Source organism: Mitsuaria chitosanitabida ATCC BAA-476 = NBRC 102408 (assembly GCF_001598255.1).
GTDB lineage: Bacteria > Pseudomonadota > Gammaproteobacteria > Burkholderiales > Burkholderiaceae_C > Roseateles > Roseateles chitosanitabidus.
This window is the reverse complement of the sequence record NZ_BCYP01000001.1, coordinates 59,322-78,572: the sequence shown is the minus strand read 5'-3', so window position 1 is coordinate 78,572 and position 19,251 is coordinate 59,322. Positions and strand designations below refer to the sequence as shown.

Sequence of the window (19,251 nt, the reverse complement as noted above, 5' to 3'; positions counted from 1 at the left end):
GCCGCCCTGTCGAGCGGCACCCCAGGGTGCATCCGTGAAAGAAAACCTCACCGGCGCGTTGATCGCCGTGGCCGCGCTATGGGCGGGCGACACGCTCGCCCAGTCGCCCGGCCCCGCGACGTCCGCCTCGCCATCCCCCGTCACCGCGTCACCGGCGTCGGTCACGCCCGACGCGGTCCCGGCCGACACGAAGAAGGCCTCCAGCCCGGGCGCCCCGACCGCGTCGCTGCAGACCGTCGAGGTCTCCGGGAGCGCCTCCGACGCCGCCCAGCGCGAGGCCTTCGTCGCCGGCCGCATCGTCATCGGCCGCCAGGCCATCGAGAAGAGCGGCGTGAGCACGGTCAAGGACCTGCTGCGGCGCGAGCCCTCGGTCACCGTGTCCGCCAATGGCCGCCTCGGCCTGCTCGGTCTGCCGGGCTACACGCAGATCCTGGTCGACGGCGTCGCGCCGCCCGCCGGGCGTGATCCGATGGAATCGGACCTGGTCCACATCGAGCGCGTCGAGATCATCAAGGGCTCGGTGGCCGAGCACGGCCCCTTCGGCATCGCCGGCACCATCAACCTCGTGACCCGTCGCACCGAGCGCGTCGCCAGCGAGTCGCTGCGCATGACCGCGCAAGGCGGTCCCGACAGCGTGATGGGCGACGGCGCCTGGTCGCTGACCTCGGTCGACAAGCAGACCGGCACCACGCGCAGCCTGCGCGCCTCCTTCCGCGACGGCGACACCCTCGTGCGCGCCCGCACGCGGACCTCGGTGTCCTTCGCGCCCTGGGGCGATGGCGACACCGCCACCCGCGACGAGCGCCAGCACCAGCGTCGCACGCAGGCCTCGCTCTCCGCCAACCTCGGCTGGCGCGACTCGGCGACGCGCGAGTTCTCGATCGATCCCAGCCTGTTCCTCCTGGCCCTGAGGAATCACGGGGACGAGCAGTATCTGGAGCGCCCCGGCACGCCGTCGGTCGACGCGCGCGTCGCCGCGCGCCACGTGCTCGTCAACGTCGGACTGGACCTCACCTGGAAACAGCGCTTCGCCGATGGCAGCCGCCTGCAGCTGCGCGTGACCCCCGGCTGGATGCAGGTCCGCCGGCGCGGTCTGCGCGAGGACGGCCTCGCCACCGCCGCCGACCTGTTGCGCGAGACCCTGCGTCAGCAGCACGCGCGCAACGACCATCTCAAGCTCGACTACAACGCCGCCTCGCCCAAGGACCACGACATCAAGGCCGGCCTGGGCCTGGGCCGCAACGCGGTGGACCACCGCGTGGACGCCTGGTTGCAGGGGCAGGACGACCCGACGCTGACGCCCTACTTCGGCAAGGTGGGCAGCGCCCGCACGCGCCGCGCCAACGCCTTCATCCAGGACGACTGGCGCCTGAACGCCCAATGGGCGCTGAACGCCGGGCTCAGCGCGGACTGGCGCGACATCGACCAGGTCGACGGTCCGCTGCGCGCGTCGAGTCGATTCACGGTGCTGGCGCCCTCGCTGAACCTGGCCTGGAAGCCGGCCGACGGCGGACGGCTGCGCGCGCGGCTCAGCCTGGCGCGGACCGCCAGGCTGCCCGACGCCGATCAGCTCAGCGCCCGCCCGACGATCAATCCGCTCGCGCCCTGCCGGCCCGGCGGCCCCTGCGGCGGCAACACCCCCGACCAGGCCGATCTGGTCGGCAACCCGGGCCTGCGGCCGGAGAAGGCCTGGGGCCTGACCGGCTCGCTGGAGCGGTACATCGGCAAGGACTCGACGCTGGGCGTGGATGTCTTCGCCCGGCGCATCGAGGACCTGGTCGGCAGCGAGCTGCTGCTCGCCGCCGTGCCCTGGTCCGCGACGCCGCGCTACATCAGCCGTCCGATGAACTTCGGCAAGGCCTGGTCCGCGGGCATGAGCCTGGACGCCCGCATGAAGGCGCCCGAGTTCATCGACGGCGCGCCCAAGCTGGAATTGCGCAGCGGCATCACCTGGGCACGCTCGCGCGTGTCCACCGTGGCGGGTCCGGACAACCGGCTGGACGGGCAGTCGCCGTGGTCGGGCAAGGTCGGCCTGCGCTGGGAACCGGCGGCCTGGCCGGCGGAGCTGAGCCTCGACATCAACTGGCTACCGCCGACCTGGCGTCGCGCGGACGACACCCGCCTGACCCGCAGCGGCCGCCAGATCGACGCGGACCTGCAGATGGCGTGGACGCTGTCGCCCAAGACCAAGATCCGGGGAACGATCAACAACCTGCTCGCCCGCGATCGCCGCAGCGACGACTGGTTCGCGCTGGTCGGCACGCCGAATCCGGCGACGCTCGACCGCTCGATCGTCACGCGTGGCGATCGGCGCTTCGGCCTGACGGTGGAGATGAAGCTCTGAGGGCGCGCGCGCACGCGGTATCGCCGGAGAGGGCGATCTCCGATGCCGCCGCCATCACGACGCCGTGCACGAGGCGATGAGCGCCTGTCGACCGGCCGCCGACAGCCACTCGTCGGGCGCGGTGTCGACCGCGCCACACAGCGCCACCTTGTCGCGACTGCTCATGAGCATGCCCCGCTGCAGCGGCGACATGTCGGTGAAGTGCCGCAGCACGAAAGGCCGCACGCGGTCCCGCTGCGCCTCGTCCAGCGACAGCAGCGCGATCAGGGTGTAGGCGGTGTCGGCCTGGCTGCGGCCCTCGCGCCGCGGCAGGCTGTCCACCAGTTCCTCCACGGCGAGCGCCGCGTCCTGCGCCGTGCGCAGGGCCTGCGGCGAGCTCAGGTCGGCGATGCCCTGCCAGCCCGGCACCGTCTCTCCACGCAGGAAGGCCCGCGTGTCGGTCATCGCGGAGAGCAGCGACTGATCCGGCGCCTGGGCGGAATCGATCCAGGCCGCATGCAGCAGCTCGAGCTGCAAGGGCAGATGCCGCGAGCTGCCCAGCCCCATCCGGATCTCGTTGCCCACGTCGGCGCACTGGGGACCCGGCGCCGTGAACAGGCGCGCCTTCTCGCGCGTGGCCGTCTCCCCGCCCAGGAAGGCGAGCTGACGCGCGGCCGCCTCGACCGGCCGGCAAGCCCCGCCCTTCTCGATCGCCGCCACCAGCGTGGCGACGCGCGCGGCCTCCTGGCCCTCGTCCGCCGCGGTGATGGTGAGCATGAGCGGCGCCGTCGTGATTCGCGTGCTCGAACGATCCGAGGGCTTGGCCGTCACGCGGCGCTCGATCGCCGTCGTCACCGCCAGCTCGTAGCGCCCCGGCTGCTGGAAGCTGATCGCCCGATTGACCACCACCGGCAGACGCACGGGCTTGGCCCCGATCACGCGCATCGAGCTCATGTCGAAGTGATCGACGCCACGCGCGCGGAACCAGCCGGTCGCGGGGCTGATGTCGATCTGCCGGCTCACGCCGCTGGACTGCTCGTCGACCGCATAGATCCACGGGCCGGCCGTCCCGCCATCGCGCGCCACCAGCACCAGATCGAGCACGATGGGCTCGCCCTGCGAGAACGTGCGGCGTCCCCCGCGCGGCTCCAGCCGGACCTCGAGTCCCCCCTCGTCGATCGACGTCGAGGCGGCGCGGCTCGACGTCGCCACGGACGCCGGTTGTGCCGCCGCCGGCGGCGTTCCCGCCATGACACCGAAGGCGCCCAGGGCACCGATCACACCGACGATGAGCTTGCGCATGCGCCTCCCCAGGCTTTCGAGGATCGCGATGGTAAGGCGCCCTCGGGCCGGCCGCGCCAAGAACGCGCTAAGGCGGCGTCGCAGCCTGATAGACGCGCACGTGCTCGACCTCGTAGCGGACGGGGAAGATGCGGTCGTCGATCGGGCCGCCGAGGTCACCGCCGATCGCGAGATTCAGGATCAGGAATTGCGGCTGGTCGAAGGGCCATTGCGCCGCGCCCTGCCCCAGGTTGGGATAGGCCGCGTGCACCTGTCCGTCCACGCCGAAGCGGATCTCCCGCGGCGTCCACAGCATCTGGTAGTCGTGGAAGCGACCGCAGGCGGTCTTCAGCACGCGGCCGTCGCCGACGCCGTGGCCGCCATGGCCCGAGCTCGTGTGCACCGTGCTGAAGACCCATTCGGGCTTCTGGCCCATGTGCTCGAGGATGTCGAGTTCGCCGCTCGCCGGCCAGTCGCCCTGGCTGCCGAGCATCCACACCGCCGGCCAGGTGCCCTTGCCGCAGGGCAGCCTGGCGCGGATCTCGAAGTAGCCATAGGTCCACTCGGCCTTGCCCTTCGTGATCAGGCGCGTCGAGCTGTAGTGCTGGCCGCCCCAGTCCGGGCGCGAGGACAGATCCTCCTTGCGCGCCGTGATGACCAACTTCCCGCCTCGCTGCGCGGCGTTCTCGGCGCGCGGCCCCGAGTAGTACTGCTGCTCGTGGTTGTGCCAGCCCTGCTGATTCATGCCGGTGTCGTAGGCCCACTTCGACGCGTCGGGCAAGGCGCCCGAGGGGCCGTCGAACTCGTCGGACCAGACGAGGCGGTAGCCGGCGGGCAGGCCGATCGTGCCCGTCGCCGCGCCGCCCTTGCCGGTCGCGGTCTGCGGCGCGGTGGTCGAAGCGGAAGCCGAGGCGGGTGTCGACGCGGCGGCGGTCGCGATCGGCGTGGGGGCGCCGCCGGGCGTGGCGGAGGCCGCTTGCGCGTGCGCGTTCCCGGGGCCCGCGGCGGCGCCGGTGCCGATGGCGATCGCCGCCATCAGCGGCACGGCGGCCCGGCGCCGCGACAGTCGTCCTTGCTTCGAGCTCAATCCGGATCTCCCTGTCGATGTCTCAGCGCCGGGCGCGCAGCGCGAGCAGCTGCTCGGCGTCGACCAGCGCGGTCTTGATGGTCTTCTGTCCGCGCAGCACCTTGTCGAGCTCGGTCTGCACGACCTCCTCGGCGAACTTGTTTTGCTTGTGCACCGGCATCGCCGTGATGCGCAGCGCATCGTCGCGCCACAGCAGCCGCGCGCGCTGGCCGGCGAGGAAGGGCACGGGCTCGCTGAAGAAGGGATCCTCGTGCACGTCGCGCAGCGCGGGGAAGGCGTCGTAGTCCTTGAAGGCCCGCAGTTGCTGCTTCGAGTCCAGCGTCATCAGCTGGATGAAGTCCCACGCCAGCCGCTTGCGCGCCGGCGCCGACTTGCGCGGAATCGCGTAGTACGAGCCGCCGTAGGCCGAGTGCGCGCCGCCGGGCAGCGAGGCCGCGCGCCACAGTCCCCTGGTCTCCGGCGCGACGAAGGCGTTGAGCTGGCCGACCAGCCAGGCGCCCGAGAGTTCCGTCGCCAGCCGGCCCTGCTTGAAGCCCGCGCCCCAGTCGTTGGACCAGGCCTGGACCTTCGCGTCCAAGCCCAGTTGCCGCGCGCGAAGCGCCACCTCGAAGGCGCGCTCGAAGCGCGGCGAGTTCACCAGCACGCGGGAGTCGACGTCGAAGTACAAGCCCTCGCCCGGCTTGAGACCGTCGGCGACGAGGATGTCCTTGATCTCCTGCACGTTGGCGATGAGATAGGCCCCGGTCCGCGCCTTGATGCGCTCGCCGGCCGCGACATAGCTGTCCCAGTCGCGCGTCAGCTCGTCCGGCGTGACGCCGGCGCGATCGACGATGTCCTGACGGTAGAGCATCGTGCCGGGGCCGATGTCCGTGGGCATCGCGACCATGGCGCCGTTGCGGGCGACGGCCTGGTCGTAGGCGTAGGGGACGAGGCGGGATCGATGCGCCTCGACGCCGAAGGGCGCCTGACGCAGGTCCTCCAGCCCCCCGCCCTGCGCGAAGCGGCCGACGTAGCTCGATTCCAGGGCCATCACGTCGGGCAGGCCCACCGCGGTCGACAGCGAGGTCGTCATCGCCGTGTGGTGATCGGCGTACTGGCGCATCAGGATGCGCAGCTCCACGTCGGGATGCATCGCGCGCCAGGCCGGGATCGCGGTGCGGGCGATCTCGTCGACCAGCGGGAAGGCGGCGACGGTGAGGACCTCGGCCGGCTGGGCGCGTGCCGGGACGACGATCAACGCGGGCAGCGCCGGCAAGGCCATGCCCGCCAGCCAGGTGCGGCGTCGGATCAGCGTGGGATGCTTCAAGCGCGTCCCCGGCGTCAGCGCGGCAGCGCGTAGCTCGCGATCGCGCGGGCCGGCAGATCGGCCACGCAGGCCTGTCCATCGACGTTCAGCACGAATCGGTGCGCGCGCTCGCTGCGGTTCATCACGACGACGACGAGGGTACCGTCCTCGTTGACGGCGGCGGTGCACTCCAGGTCCTGGCTGCTCGCCGAGCACAGCACGCGATGCGCGCCGGGACGGATGAAGCGGCTGAAGTGGCCGAGGTAGTCGTAGGAGCTCTGCGGCATCAGCCGGTTCTGCGCCCGATCCGCGAGCATCGGCGCGCTGCACAGGTTGCCGACGTGGTTCGGTCCGCCGGTCTCGTCGAGCAGCAGGTTCCAGTCGATCCAGCCGACGGTCCAGCGGTTGAGGTCGTTGATCACGCTGCGGGCGTAACGCTCGCCGGTGGCCCAGGCGCCGATGTGCGGGCCGCCTTCCTGGCAGCCTTCGGTGAAGAGCAGCTGCTTGTCGGGGTAGGCGTCGTGCAGCAGCTGCACGTGATCGAAGTGGTCCTCGACGTACCAGTGGAAGCCGCAGCCCCAGACGTACTTCGCGGCCTCGGGGTCGGTGTAGACGACGTCGGCGCGCTGCACCATCTGGTCGCGGTTGTGGTCCCACACGACGATGCGGATGCGCGCGAGGCCGGCCGCGTGCAGCGCGGGGCCGAGGTGGTCGCGGACAAAGTCGCGTTCCTCCTCGGCGGAGTAGAGGCAGGAGTCCCAGCGCTGGGTGGCGTCGGGTTCGTTCTGGACGGAGACGCCCCAGATGGGCACGCCCTCGGCCTCATAGGCCTGGATGAAGCGGACGTAGCACTGGGCCCAGGCCCTGGCGTACTGCGGCAACAGCTTGCCGCCCTGGTTCATCTGGCCATTGGTCTTCATCCAGGCGGGCGGGCTCCAGGGGGAGACCAGCAGCTTCATCGGCGTCGGCGCGATGGCCTGCGCGGCCTTGATCATCGGGAGCAGCGCACGGCGGTCACGGTCGATGCTGAAGTGGGCGAGGGCCTCGTCGCCGGGGACCTCCGCATGGGCGTAGTTGCCGAGCGAGAAGTCGCAGCTGTTCATGTGGACGCGGTTGAAGGTGTACCCGTGTCCGGCGTTCGCGTCGAAGTAGGCGAGGAGGAGCGCGTGGGCTTCCGCGGGGGGCAGGTGTTGCCAGGTGGTCGCGGCGGCTTCGGTGAAGGCCCCGCCGAAGCCTTCGATGCGTTGGAAGCGCCTGGCGGAGTTGACCACCAGCTTGGGCATGCCGCCGATGGCGGGGTCGCGGGTGAGGTGGGCGATCGGGGTGAGCCCGAGGTCGGGCTGCGGGGCCAGGCGCGTCGAGGAAGCGAGCTCCTCCCCTTTCGCGGACAGCGTCCAGCGCAGGGACGCGCGAGCGCCCGCCGTGTTTGTCTCCGTCATGGAATGCCTCTGTTCGGGTCAATGCTGCGAGCGCTTTATGAAAGCGCTTTCATGACCCGAGCATAAAGGGCATCGACGGGTCGGTCAAATTGGGGGTGGTCCCGGGGGGCTCGCTGTCTGCAACGGCCCTCACCCCAAACCCCTCTCCCACGCCGTGGGCGAGGGGCCGCGTTGTGATCAGCGTCGCTCACCAGCCTCAGGTGGACTCTTCGCCTTCACTGGACAAGTCGACCAATGGCTTCTCTTCCTGCTTGGATCCCTTCCCGGAGCCCTTCTTGGATTCCTTCGATTCCTTCTTGGGTTCCTTCTTGCTTTCCTTCTTGGTCGTCTTGCTCTCGCTCTTGCGGGTCGGTTTCAGTTTCACGGACGGCCCGAACGAGGAGGTCTCGTCATCGAGTCTTTCCGCCCCCTCGTAGGAAAGCCGAACGCGGGGATCCGATGTACGGTCGTCGTCGGACTCTGACGACCCATCCAGCAGGGGCAACGCCAAAGGCCTCGTCTTCGCTTGATCATTGGTTCTCGTGCGCTTCTTCTGACCGAACGGAGACTTCTTCTTTCTCGGCTTCTCGTTCGTGGAGACCGTCAAGGGGTAGCTCTTGTTGAAAGTACCGCCTGGCGTGTGGTGATCAACGGTGATCGAGGGATACCCAGGCCGGGGTGTCGGGGAGAAGTGCTGATTCTCTCGATTGAACGATTGCTTGGCTTCAGGGCTGAACGCCGACAAAAGCGTGACCGAGGGGGCCTTCTTGCGGTGAGCATCGGCGATGGCGGAGTTGGCGTTCCCCTTGGCCTGCGAGGAATCCCCATCGATCGTCTTGACCTCACCATGGAGCGAGGATCCCGTGATCTTGTACCCGGCTGATTTCCTTTTCGAGAGATCGAAGCGGAAGAGATCGGCCCCAGCCTTGGCGCCAGGTCCGATGACGGACGGCGGCTCTGTGCTGTCCACACGCCACATCCCCGGTTCCGCGGCTTCTCCCGCCAAGGTGGTGGCGGCGTGATTCGCCTTGAAGTCGAGATTGGTCTTGAGCGCGCTCGCCTTCCCGTTCTCCTTGATCTGCAGCTCATCCAGCTGCTCGTCGAACTGCTGAGCCCGTTCGGCTGCTTCGGCCCATCGCGCAGCCGCGTGTCCATATCGTTTGGCATTGAAGAAGCCCTGCACCACGCCATGCCCGGCAAGTCTCGCGATGCTGGCGCGCTGCGCAAGTTGCCGCGGGGATCGGTGGACAGACTCGATCAGGGCTTGCTGCCGAGACAACCGGGCGCCGCCGGGTTGGCTTGCCTGACGCTCATCCGGGCCTTTCGAGCCCGTCGTCATCGACTCGGCCGCCGGCCGCGACGAAGCGAACTCGAGAGGGGGCCTCGGCGATCGATGGCGATTCGACATGGACGTGTCCCACTGGATTCCTCAACGCGCCATGATCCATCGCGTCGAGAGGAAGCGGCATCAGCAGATCGCTGAATCGGCGCGCCTCGTGCGCCTAGGAGGAGGGTCAGCCCGGCTGACGCGCGCCCGCGATGATGATCCCCATGCCGACGAAGCAGACGGCCACGCCGATGAGATCGGTCGTCGTCGGCGAGATGCCGTCGACCAGCCAGAGCCACAGCACGGCCACGCCGATGTAGACGCCACCATAGGCGGCGTAGACGCGGCCCGCGGCGGTGGGGTGCAGGGTCAGCAGCCAGGCGAAGAGGCCGAGACTCAGCGCGGCGGGGAGCAGCAGCCACGGGGACTTGTCCTGCTTCAGCCAGAGCCAGGGGAGATAGCAGCCGACGATCTCGGCGAGCGCGGTGACGACGAACAGCGCGAAGGTCTTGAGCAGGTCCATGGCGGGGGATTGTCGGGGCGCTCAGGACGCCCCCGACCCTCCCCCAAGCTCAGATCGCGAAGGCCAGCCCGTCGGCCGGGGCCGAGATCTTCTCGGCGTCCCACAGCGCGAGGCCGCCCTCCAGGCTCCAGGCCTGCGCGTGGCCGAAGCGGCGCAGCGCCTTCGCCGCCTGCGCGCTGCGATTGCCGCTGCGGCAGAAGAAGATCACCGGCGCGTCGGCCGGCAGCGCCGACCAGCGCGGCAGCGCGTTGAGCAGCGTCGACAGCGGCACCGACTCGGGCGCCAGCTCGCCGGTGGGGCTCAGGCGCACCTCGTAGTCCTCACGGACATCCACCAGCACCGGCGCGACCGCGCCGCGCAGCGCCGTGCGCAGCTCCGCGGCGCTCATCTCGACGCGCTCGGCCGCGCGGGCGCACGCCACGCGTGCACCGCAGGCCATGGTCTGGTACTCCGTGGGCGGCAGATCGCGCTCGAGCTCCGCCTTCTCGGCGGCGAAGGCCTCGGCGCTCAGCCGGCCGCGCAGCACGCCGTCCAGCAGCGGCTGCGCGAGGGACTCGATCGCGAGCGTGGTCGCGAACCGGTCGTCGTAGTCATGCCCAGGAAGCAGCGTGACGTCGGCGCCGACGCGCTCCGCCAGCGTCTTCAGCGAAGGGCCGAAGGCGAGCGGCGCGCTCACCGTGAAATCGCTGCGGCCCAGCGCGCCCGGCATCACGGTGTCGCCGACGAAGGCGGCTCGCAGGGTCTCGCCCTCGTGGAGCAGGTAGGCGGTGGCGTCCTCGGTGTGGCCGGGCGTCGCCAGCCGCGACAGCCGCAGCGCGCCCAGCGCGAGGCGGTCCTGATCCAGCGGCCAGCCCAGCGCGTCGACGCGATGGCCTTGCGCCTCGGGCGCGAGCAGGTCCTTGGCGGCCGCGCGCAGCGCCGGCGCGGACGAGGCGTGATCGCCGTGGCTGTGCGTGTCCAGCACCGCCGCGAGCGCGATTCCTCGACATCGCATCCATTGCGCCAGGCGCTCGGTCAGCTCGGGCAGCGGATCGATGACGACCGCGCGGCGGCTGGCCTCGTCGGCCACCACGTAGCAGCAGGCGCCGTCGACGACGAAGCGGGTCAGGCGCTCGGCGTGGCGCGGGGCCTCGTCGGCGGACGGGATCTGGCAGCTCGCGCGCAGCGACTCGCCGCAGGCGCGCAGGCGGCGGCAGGCTTCGTCGAGCGTCGTGTCGGCATCGGCGCCGCCGAAGGACAGGCGCACCGCGGCGGCCGTGCGCCAGGCCGGCAGGCCCATCGCCTCCAGCACATAGCTGGGCTGCGCGCGCGAGGCGCCGCAGGCCGAGCCCCCGCTCACCCGCAGGCCGGCGGCGTCGAACAGGTCCAGCAGCAGCTTGGCGCTCAGGCCCGGCACCGAGACATTGAGCGTCGTGGGCAGGCTGAGCGCGAAGGGGGCGTTGAAGACCACGCCCGGGAAGGCGTCGCGCAGCGCGGCGGCCAGGCGCTCGCGGCGCTCGGCCAGCCGCTGGGCGGAGGCGAAGACCTCGCCGGACTCCAGCGCCTTCAGCACGGCGCCCAGCGCGGCGATCCCGGCCATGTTCTCGGTGCCCGAGCGCAGCGCGCCCTCCTGGCCGCCGCCGGCGATCAGCGGCGTGAAGGGAGCGCCGTCGCGCACGTACAGCATGCCGATGCCCTTGGGGGCGTACAGCTTGTGGCCGGAAAAGGGTGCGTAGTCGATCGGGCGGCGGTCCAGGTCCAGCGCCAGCTTGCCCAGCGCCTGCACGCCGTCGACCAGCCACAGCGCCGGGCTGCCCTGCAGCGCCTCGGCGATGCCGTCCAGGTCGCTGATCACGCCGGTCTCGTTGTTGGCGGCCATGGTGCAGACCAGGCCCGCCTGCGGCGCCTGCTCGCGCAGCCAGGCCAGGTCGTGGCGCCCGTCCAGGCCCACCGGGATGGCGACGACCTTCAGGTGCAGGCCCAGCAAGGCGTTCCAGTGCTTGAGCGCTTCGGGCACGGCCTTGTGCTCGGTGGCGCCGTAGAGCAGCTGCGGGGGCAGCGATTCGCCGGTGTCGCGGCGGCGGCGCAGCGCGGTCAGCGCCGACAGCACGGCCGTCTGGATGCCCTCGGTGGCGCCGCTGGTGAACAGCAGCCGGCCGGTCGAGGCGCCCAGCACCCGGCGCGCGGTGGCGCGGGCCTCGTCCAGGACGGCACGGGCGCGCAGGCCGCTGCCGTGGATGCTGCTGGGGTTGCCGAAGGCCTCCGCCATCACGGACAGCGCGGCGGCGCGGGCCTGCGGCAGGACGGGGGTGGTGGCGTTGGCGTCGAGATAGATTTCCATGGGCAGCGATTGTCGGAAGGCGCCTGGGGAATCTACGTGCAAAATCCGGCCCGCGAACGCCCTCTTACGACATTCGATTCCAATCCATATGAGCAAAACGAAATTGGATTCCATCGACCGCAAGATCCTCGCCGTGCTGCAGGAGGACGCGACGGTCCAGATCGCCGATCTGGCGGCCCGGGTCGGCCTGTCGCAGACGCCGTGCTGGCGCCGGGTGCAGCGGCTGAAGGAGGCCGGCGTGATCACCCGCGAGGTGATGCTGGTGGACCGGCACGCGGTGAACGTGGGGGTGACGGTGTTCGTCTCGATCAAGACCAACGTCCACGGTCAGGGCTGGTTCGAGCAGTTCCGCGCGGCCGTCGAGGCCATCCCCGAGGTGGTCGAGTTCTACCGGATGAGCGGCGATGTCGACTACCTGCTGCGCGTGGTCGTCCCCGACATCGCCGCCTACGACCAGGTCTACAAGCGCCTGATCGCGGGCACCCAGCTCTTCGACGTCAGCTCCAGCTTCGCCATGGAGGAGCTGAAGTTCACCACGGCGCTGCCCTTGTCCTACATCGGATGAGCCCGTGCCCGCGACGCTCCCTCTGAGCACCGTCCGGCCTGCCCCCGACGGGCCCGCCAGGCGCGGGATTACCCGCCCCCTCCCGCGCTGACGGCTGTCGGCGCATTGCCTACACCCGCTTCTCGGATTCCCCCGACCCGCCCTGCCGCGATCGGCTTCTGCAAGTCACAAGGCGTAACGCCGAAGATTTGTCCATCGCAAACAGGGGGTCGCCATGAACAAGTTCTCGAGCAAGCAAGTCGCCAAGCGCCTGGTCGTCGGTCTGGGCCTGATGGCCGCCTCGGTCGCCGCGCAGATGTCCGCCAACGCGCTGACGGTCACCAGCACCTTCCAGGTCACGGCCACCATCACCAGCTCCTGCACGGTCTCGGGCAGCACGCTGAACTTCGGCAGCACCATCGACCCGCTGGCCACCGCCGTGCCGCTGGACGCCGCCTCGACCCTGACGGTCACCTGCTCCAACACCACCCCCTACGCCGTGTCGCTGAACGCCGGCACCAACGCGGGCGGCGCCTCCAACTTCACGGCCCGCACGATGAAGAGCGGCGCCAACACCCTGGGCTACCAGCTGTACCTGGACTCCGGCCGCACCACGGTCTGGGGCGACGGCACCGCCAGCTCCAGCACCAAGTCCGGCACCGGCTCCGGCAGCGCCCAGTCCCTGACGGTCTACGGCCGCATCCCGTCGCTGAGCGGCGTGATCCCGGGCACCTACACCGACACGGTCACCGTCACGGTCACTTACTGATCGCGACGCCGGGCGCTCCGGCGCGCCCGCGGACGGGACGCGCGCGAGCGGCACAATGCCGCCTCCAGACGCAGCCCGCCCCCGAAGGAGTCCGATTGAGCGCCGTGAAACCGGGACCCGGTCCCAGCCGCGAGGCCGCGCTGTTGCGCGGCGTGGGTCTGTATGCCGTGGGCATGCTGTTCACCCGTTTCGCCGGCTTCCTGATGCTGCCGTTCTACACGGCGGTGCTGAGCAAGGAGGCCTACGGCTACGTGGACCTGGTGCTGACCGGCTCCACGCTCTTCGGCACCGTGGTGACCCTGCGCCTGTTCGACGCGATCTACCGCGCGCTCTGGGACGAGCCCGACACCGACCGTCGCGCCGCGATGATCACCTCGGTGCTGGGGCTGACGACGATCAACGCGATCGCCGGTTCGGCGCTGGTCTGGGGCGTGCTGGCGCTGGCGGACATCCCGCTGCCGCACCCCTGGCTGCTGCTGGCCTGGACGGTCCTGCGCATCCCCGCCGAGTTTTTCCAGCAGACCACCCGCGTGGTCGGCGACCGCTCCGCCTACGCCGGCGCGGCCATCGTCAACGCCAGCGCCATGGCCGGCAGCAGCCTGCTGCTGCTGGGCGTGTTCAAGCTCGGCGCGCTGGGCTACCTGGGCGCGATGACCGCGGCGTCGGCGTCCATGCTCATCTACCTGCTGTGCAAGGACACCGGCGCGCGCCTGGTGCGGCCGCGGCTGTTCTCGCTGGCGGTGCTCAAGCCCATGCTGGCCTACTCGCTGCCGCTGGTGCCGGCGGCGGTGAGCTGGTGGGTGATCCGCATGATCGGGCGCTACACGCTGGGCCATTCCCATGGGCTGCAGGAGGTGGCGGACTTCGCCGTCTCGGACAAGCTGCCCGCGGTGGTGGCCATGCTCAACATCACCTACTACATGGCCTGGCAGGACGCGGTGCTGCGCCAGTCGGCCCACGGCGACCGCGAGGAGCAGGTCGCCTTCTACCGCCGCGCGCTGGGCGCCTACGCCCGGCTGGGGCTGGTGGCGCTGGGGCTGATCGCGCTGTTCCTGCGGCCCTTCTTCGCGCTGATGATCGACCCGTCCTACGCCCAGGCGCGCACCTACGTGCCGCCGTTGCTGCTGGCGGTCTTCCTGCTGTGCGTCGGCGGGCTCTACGACGTGCTCTACCAGCAGCAGCGCCGCACTGGCGCGATCTTCGCGACCAGCCTGGTGTCGGCGCTGGCGGCGGCCGTGGCCAGCGTCGCGCTGGTGCCGGCCTTCGGCGTCTGGGGCACCGTGGTGGCCACGATGAGCGCGGCCGTGGTGCTGGCCACGATCCGCGGCATCGACCAGTACCGCCGGCTGGGCCTGACCCTGCCCCTGCGGGACATCGCGCTGGGGGCGCCCTTCTTCGCGCTGGGCTGGGCCATGAACACCGTCACCGATCCGCTGCGGTACACGGTCGGCGCGGCGCTGGTCTGCGTGGCGGCCCTGGTGACACAGCGCTCGCTGCTGATCGCCGCCTGGGGCCACTGGCGCGCCGGCAAGCAGGCCAAGGCGGCGCCCGCGGCGCCTGTCACCGAAGACACTGACAAGGCCTGACCGCGCCCCTCCCAGCCCCCTCAAATCGGCGTGAACCCTGTGTGAATGGGGCGTGAGGACCCTTAACATTCGCGTTTTCGGCCCGCAGAGGCCGACGACGAGAGGTTCAGGGGGAAGAGGATGGGGCAGCAACACGCGCAAGCCCGGCTGCTGATCGCGGCCGTCTATCACTCGCAGTTGCCGTATCTGTGGCAGCTCGCGCATGGCCTGGAGCGGGCGGGCTGGCCCGCGATGTTCCTGGCCTTCACGCCGCGCGAGCGGGACTGGCTGCGCCTGCAGGGCGCGCCCGCCTGGCCCGAGGATCCCAGCCGCCTGCCCCTGCCCGCGACCCCGGTCTTCACCGATGCGGAAGCGGCCGAGATCCTGGGCTTCTCGATGTCCAAGGCGCCCGCGCCGGCCCGCACCGCCGACTGGCGCGCCCGTCTGGAACGCATTGGCGCCGCGATGGAGATCGCGCTGGACCGGCACCGGCCCGAGGCGGTGCTGGTGTGGAACGGCAGCGAGTTCATCGGCAAGGCACTGTCGGTGCTGGCCGCGCGCCGCGGGGCGCGCACGATCTTCATGGAGAACGGCTACTTCCCGGCGACGCTGCAGATCGACGACGAGGGCGTGAACAGCGGCTCCTCGATGACACGGCTGCCCTTCGACGCGCTGCGCCAGGCGGTGATGACGGCGATGCCGATCGTCGCGGTCGAAGGGGTGGAGACGGCCCCGGTCGGTGCCGCGGCGCCGATGACCTCGCTGGTCCCGACCGCCGGGTTCAGCCGCGCCTACAACCTCAAGCGCTTCCTGCTGCGCCGTTTCGATCCCACCCATCTGCGCAAGTACCCGGAGAACCGCGGCAACAGCCTGCTCAAGACCCGCCAGCTGAGCCGCCGGCGCGCCGCCGTGCCGGTGGACGAGATCGCCCTGCCGGAGCGCTACGTCTTCATCCCCTTCCAGGTCCACGACGACACGCAGATCCTGGAGAACTCGCCGCACTTCCGCGCGATGGAGACCTTCTTCGAGCATTGCCACGCCGCCATTCGGCGCCAGTTCGGGCCCTCCATCGGCATCGTCGTGAAGGAGCATCCCGAAGACCTGTTCCGTCACGACTACACCGAGCTCAAGCGCCGCTTCCCGGACGTGACCTGGCTGGTGAAGTTCAACGTCGACCAGTTGATCCGCGATTGCGCGCTGATGATGGTGGTGAACTCGTCCACCGGCCTGCAGGCCATCGCCGCCGGCAAACCGGTCGTGACCTTCGGGCGCTCGTTCTACGCCCGCCCGGAAATCTGCTTCCCCGTCGATGATCTGGCGGCCACCGAGGCGCAGCTCGCCCGCGCGGCCGACGGCCTGACGCCGCAGATGGCCGCGGACGCGGCGACCTTCGTGGACTACCTGAAGCAAGTCTTCTTCATCAGCGGCACCTGGTCGCGGGTGGAGCTCCACGGCGTGCTGCGCAGCGTCGAGCGCGTGCTGCAGCTGCTCACGCCGCCGCGGGACGCGGCGCCGGCCCTGCCCGAGGACGAGCCCCTGCACGTGGCCTGACGCGCTCGAGCACCGGCCGCGGGCCTTCCGCGGCCGCGTGCTAGAGTCCGCCCATAGATTCGCGCAAGACCTTCTCCTGAGGTCTTTTTCCTGCGGCCCCGCTGGTCACCCCCGACCTGTCTCGCGAGCGGCTCGCTTCAGCAACATCTCCCCGCTGACTGCTCTTGAGTGTTTCTGTCTCGGCACACCTTCGTGCGCCGAGTAAATCTGCATGCGCAACGACAAGGAACATCATGACGATCAAGAGCGGAACCGTGAAATGGTTCAGTGACGACAAGGGCTTCGGCTTCATCACGCCGGCCGACGGCAGCAAGGACCTGTTCGCCCATCACAGCGAGATCCAGTCCTCGGGAGGCTTCCGCACGCTCGCCGAAGGCGCGAAGGTGGAGTTCGAGACGAAGAACGGCCTCAAGGGTCTCCAGGCGACGAACATCCGCCCGGTCTGATCCCGTCATCCTTCGACGCCATGGGAGCGGACGACGCGAGCCGACGCTCTCCCCCTTCGACGGCGCCTGGTCCGAGCGGCGGACGCCCACACGCGAGAGCCATGCACGGCACCAGCATCGAGGTGGGACGATTCCGCGTCTCGCCGATGACCTCCACCGACCGGGACGGGCGCTTCGCCTCCTCGGTCTCGATTCAATCCGGCCGCGGATCCGCCACGACGGATCGCATCTTCCGGTTCAAGGAAACCTTCGCCACCTGTGACGGCGCCCAGCGGTACGCCCTGGACGAAGGGATGGCATGGGCGCTGGGACGGCGGTGACGTCGACGCGCGTCCGGATCCAATTGGCGGATCTCGCCGACCTGAGGATCGCCTCGTTCGACCTGGTCCTCGTGACACCGCCGGCCTCGGAGGTGGGGCTGGTGATCTTCCATCGCGAAGGCACGGTCGCCCGCCGGATCCTCCAGGTCGAGGTGCCCCAGGCGGCGCGGGCCGGCGCCCGCGCGTTGATCCAGCGCGCGCTCGACCCGGACGGGGGCACGCCCGGGTGGATCTTCGTGGCGGGCTCGACGCGAATCCCGGACTGAGCGTCGCAAGGGGGAAATCCTTCCGCCCTTGAAACGTCAAACCTCGTCCATATAATCTCCCTGCTAGCACTCGCGATGGTCGAGTGCTAACAAGCCCCGGACCCAGGTCGCGGGGCTTACTTCTTGTGATGGGCTGGCCGGGCGATGAGCGCACGGCGGGTCCAGGAATCAAGTCCGACACAGTCAAGGAGATCTGGATGAATCTGCGTCCTCTGCACGATCGCGTGATCGTTAAGCGCCTGGAAAACGAAACGAAGACGGCCTCCGGCATCGTCATCCCCGACAACGCCGCCGAGAAGCCCGACCAGGGCGAAGTGCTGGCCGTCGGCCCGGGCAAGCGCAACGACAAGGGTGAGTTCGTCGCCCTGAACGTCGCCGTCGGCGACCGCGTCCTGTTCGGCAAGTACTCGGGCCAGGCCGTCAAGGTCGACGGCGACGAGCTGCTGGTCATGCGCGAAGAGGACCTCTTCGCCGTCATCGCCAAGTAAGCGACACCGCGACAGACCTCACCTCATACAGATAGAGATTCGGAGAGATAGACATGGCAGCAAAAGACGTTGTCTTCGGCGGCGAGGCCCGTGCCCGCATGGTCGAAGGCGTGAACATCCTGGCCAACGCGGTCAAGGTCACGCTGGGCCCCAAGGGCCGTAACGTGGTGCTGGAGCGCTCCTTCGGCGCCCCCACCGTCACCAAGGACGGTGTCTCGGTCGCCAAGGAGATCGAGCTCAAGGACAAGCTCCAGAACATGGGCGCCCAGATGGTCAAGGAAGTCGCTTCCAAGACCTCCGACAACGCCGGTGACGGCACCACCACCGCCACCGTGCTGGCCCAGGCCATCGTCCGCGAAGGCATGAAGTACGTGGCCGCGGGCATGAACCCGATGGACCTGAAGCGCGGCATCGACAAGGCCGTCGCCGCCCTGGTCGAGCAGCTGAAGAAGGCCTCCAAGGCCACCACCACGTCCAAGGAAATCGCCCAGGTCGGCACGATCTCGGCCAACTCCGACGCGGACGTCGGCGAGATCATCGCCAAGGCGATGGACAAGGTCGGCAAGGAAGGCGTCATCACCGTCGAAGACGGCAAGAGCCTGGACAACGAGCTCGACATCGTCGAAGGCATGCAGTTCGACCGCGGCTACCTGTCGCCCTACTTCATCAACAACCCGGAAAAGCAATCCGCGATTCTGGACAACCCGTTCGTCCTGCTCTTCGACAAGAAGATCTCGAACATCCGCGATCTGCTGCCCACGCTGGAAGCCGTCGCCAAGGCCGGCCGTCCGCTGCTGATCATTGCTGAAGAAGTCGACGGCGAAGCGCTGGCGACCCTGGTGGTCAACACCATCCGCGGCATCCTGAAGGTCGTGGCCGTGAAGGCGCCGGGCTTCGGCGACCGTCGCAAGGCCATGCTGGAAGACATCGCCATCCTGACCGGCGGCAAGGTGATCGCTGAAGAAGTGGGTCTGTCGCTCGAGAAGGTCACCCTGGCCGACCTGGGCCAGGCCAAGCGCATCGAAGTGGGCAAGGAAAACACCACGATCATCGACGGCAACGGCGCCGCCGACGACATCCAGGCCCGCGTCAAGCAGATCCGCATCCAGATCGAAGACGCCACCAGCGACTACGACCGCGAGAAGCTGCAAGAGCGCGTGGCCAAGCTGGCCGGCGGCGTGGCCGTCATCAAGGTCGGTGCCGCCACCGAAGTCGAGATGAAGGAAAAGAAGGCCCGTGTCGAAGACGCGCTGCACGCCACCCGTGCCGCCGTTGAAGAAGGCATCGTGGCCGGCGGCGGCGTCGCGCTGCTGCGCGCCCGTCAGGCCGCTGGCGCCATCAAGGGCGACAACGCCGACCAGGACGCCGGCATCAAGCTGATCCTGAAGGCCATCGAAGCCCCGCTGCGCGAGATCGTCTACAACGCCGGCGAGGAATCGTCGGTCGTCGTGAACGCCGTGCTGGCCGGCAAGGGCAACGAAGGCTACAACGCCGCCAACGGCACGTATGGCGACATGATCGAGATGGGCATCCTGGATCCGACCAAGGTGACCCGCACCGCGCTGCAGAACGCCGCTTCGGTCGCTTCGCTGATGCTGACGACCGAATGCATGGTCGCCGAAACGCCGAAGGACGAGTCGGCCGGCCCCGCGATGCCGGGCGGCATGGGCGGCATGGGCATGGACATGTAAGTCCCGCGCGGCCGACACGGACGGCCGGAGCCTCGCGCTCCACCGCC

At 69.7% G+C, this 19,251-nt stretch carries 17 protein-coding genes; 10 read left to right on the top strand and 7 right to left on the bottom strand.

Going from position 1 to position 19,251, the window contains the following annotated elements:
• The first annotated feature begins 34 nt into the window (after positions 1-34).
• Positions 35-2,344 carry a TonB-dependent receptor plug domain-containing protein gene (locus MCHT01_RS00320; RefSeq protein ID WP_169806071.1) on the top strand — a complete coding sequence of 770 codons (2,310 nt, stop codon included), beginning with the start codon at positions 35-37 and terminating at the stop codon, positions 2,342-2,344.
• 54 nt (positions 2,345-2,398) lie between these two features.
• Here the strand turns inward: MCHT01_RS00320 and MCHT01_RS00315 are convergent, their stop codons facing one another.
• The 7 genes from MCHT01_RS00315 to MCHT01_RS00290 form a co-directional block, all read right to left on the bottom strand.
• Positions 2,399-3,625, bottom strand: a complete 1,227-nt coding sequence (locus tag MCHT01_RS00315) for a hypothetical protein (protein WP_067060781.1) — start codon at positions 3,623-3,625, stop codon at positions 2,399-2,401.
• Positions 3,626-3,692: 67 nt separating this feature from the next.
• Complete coding sequence (locus MCHT01_RS00310; RefSeq protein ID WP_245643111.1) at positions 3,693-4,691, bottom strand: glycoside hydrolase family 16 protein; 999 nt, start codon at positions 4,689-4,691, stop codon at positions 3,693-3,695.
• Between the two features lie 22 nt (positions 4,692-4,713).
• Positions 4,714-5,997 carry an ABC transporter substrate-binding protein gene (locus tag MCHT01_RS00305; protein WP_245643110.1) on the bottom strand — a complete coding sequence of 428 codons (1,284 nt, stop codon included), beginning with the start codon at positions 5,995-5,997 and terminating at the stop codon, positions 4,714-4,716.
• Positions 5,998-6,011: 14 nt separating this feature from the next.
• Positions 6,012-7,415: a glycoside hydrolase family 30 protein gene (locus tag MCHT01_RS00300; RefSeq protein ID WP_084451448.1), complete on the bottom strand. Its 1,404-nt coding sequence runs from the start codon at positions 7,413-7,415 to the stop codon at positions 6,012-6,014.
• Between the two features lie 196 nt (positions 7,416-7,611).
• Positions 7,612-8,733: a hypothetical protein gene (locus MCHT01_RS25925; RefSeq protein ID WP_218017842.1), complete on the bottom strand. Its 1,122-nt coding sequence runs from the start codon at positions 8,731-8,733 to the stop codon at positions 7,612-7,614.
• Between the two features lie 175 nt (positions 8,734-8,908).
• Entirely contained in the window at positions 8,909-9,244 is a 336-nt protein-coding gene (locus MCHT01_RS00295; RefSeq protein WP_067060778.1) for a YnfA family protein, read from the bottom strand.
• A 49-nt stretch (positions 9,245-9,293) separates the two neighbouring features.
• On the bottom strand, positions 9,294-11,564 hold the full coding sequence (locus tag MCHT01_RS00290) for an aminotransferase class V-fold PLP-dependent enzyme (RefSeq protein WP_067060775.1): 2,271 nt from the start codon (positions 11,562-11,564) through the stop codon (positions 9,294-9,296).
• Positions 11,565-11,667: 103 nt separating this feature from the next.
• Here MCHT01_RS00290 and MCHT01_RS00285 point away from each other — a divergent pair, with 103 nt between their 5' ends.
• The 9 genes from MCHT01_RS00285 (at position 11,668) to groL (ending at position 19,204) form a co-directional block, all read left to right on the top strand.
• Positions 11,668-12,129, top strand: a complete 462-nt coding sequence (locus tag MCHT01_RS00285) for an Lrp/AsnC family transcriptional regulator (protein WP_067060770.1) — start codon at positions 11,668-11,670, stop codon at positions 12,127-12,129.
• Between the two features lie 214 nt (positions 12,130-12,343).
• Positions 12,344-12,877 (top strand): Csu type fimbrial protein, encoded by a 534-nt coding sequence (locus MCHT01_RS00280; protein WP_245643109.1) that lies wholly within the window; start codon positions 12,344-12,346, stop codon positions 12,875-12,877.
• Positions 12,878-12,972: 95 nt separating this feature from the next.
• Complete coding sequence (locus MCHT01_RS00275) at positions 12,973-14,463, top strand: lipopolysaccharide biosynthesis protein (RefSeq protein ID WP_067060767.1); 1,491 nt, start codon at positions 12,973-12,975, stop codon at positions 14,461-14,463.
• A gap of 120 nt (positions 14,464-14,583) precedes the next feature.
• A complete protein-coding gene (locus MCHT01_RS00270; protein ID WP_067060764.1) occupies positions 14,584-15,993 on the top strand; it encodes a capsular polysaccharide export protein, LipB/KpsS family in 1,410 nt (469 codons plus the stop codon).
• Between the two features lie 233 nt (positions 15,994-16,226).
• Positions 16,227-16,439: a cold-shock protein gene (locus MCHT01_RS00265; RefSeq protein WP_067060761.1), complete on the top strand. Its 213-nt coding sequence runs from the start codon at positions 16,227-16,229 to the stop codon at positions 16,437-16,439.
• Positions 16,440-16,540: 101 nt separating this feature from the next.
• Positions 16,541-16,759, top strand: a complete 219-nt coding sequence (locus tag MCHT01_RS00260) for a hypothetical protein (RefSeq protein WP_067060759.1) — start codon at positions 16,541-16,543, stop codon at positions 16,757-16,759.
• Positions 16,738-17,025 carry a hypothetical protein gene (locus MCHT01_RS00255; RefSeq protein ID WP_067060757.1) on the top strand — a complete coding sequence of 96 codons (288 nt, stop codon included), beginning with the start codon at positions 16,738-16,740 and terminating at the stop codon, positions 17,023-17,025. Before MCHT01_RS00260 ends, MCHT01_RS00255 begins: the two co-directional genes overlap by 22 nt.
• A 197-nt stretch (positions 17,026-17,222) precedes the next feature.
• The gene (groES, locus tag MCHT01_RS00250) at positions 17,223-17,513 is read left to right on the top strand and encodes a co-chaperone GroES (protein ID WP_067061246.1); all 291 of its coding nucleotides are present in this window, start codon (positions 17,223-17,225) and stop codon (positions 17,511-17,513) included.
• A gap of 53 nt (positions 17,514-17,566) precedes the next feature.
• Positions 17,567-19,204 carry a chaperonin GroEL gene (gene groL, locus MCHT01_RS00245; RefSeq protein ID WP_067060755.1) on the top strand — a complete coding sequence of 546 codons (1,638 nt, stop codon included), beginning with the start codon at positions 17,567-17,569 and terminating at the stop codon, positions 19,202-19,204.
• Positions 19,205-19,251: the final 47 nt, after the last annotated feature.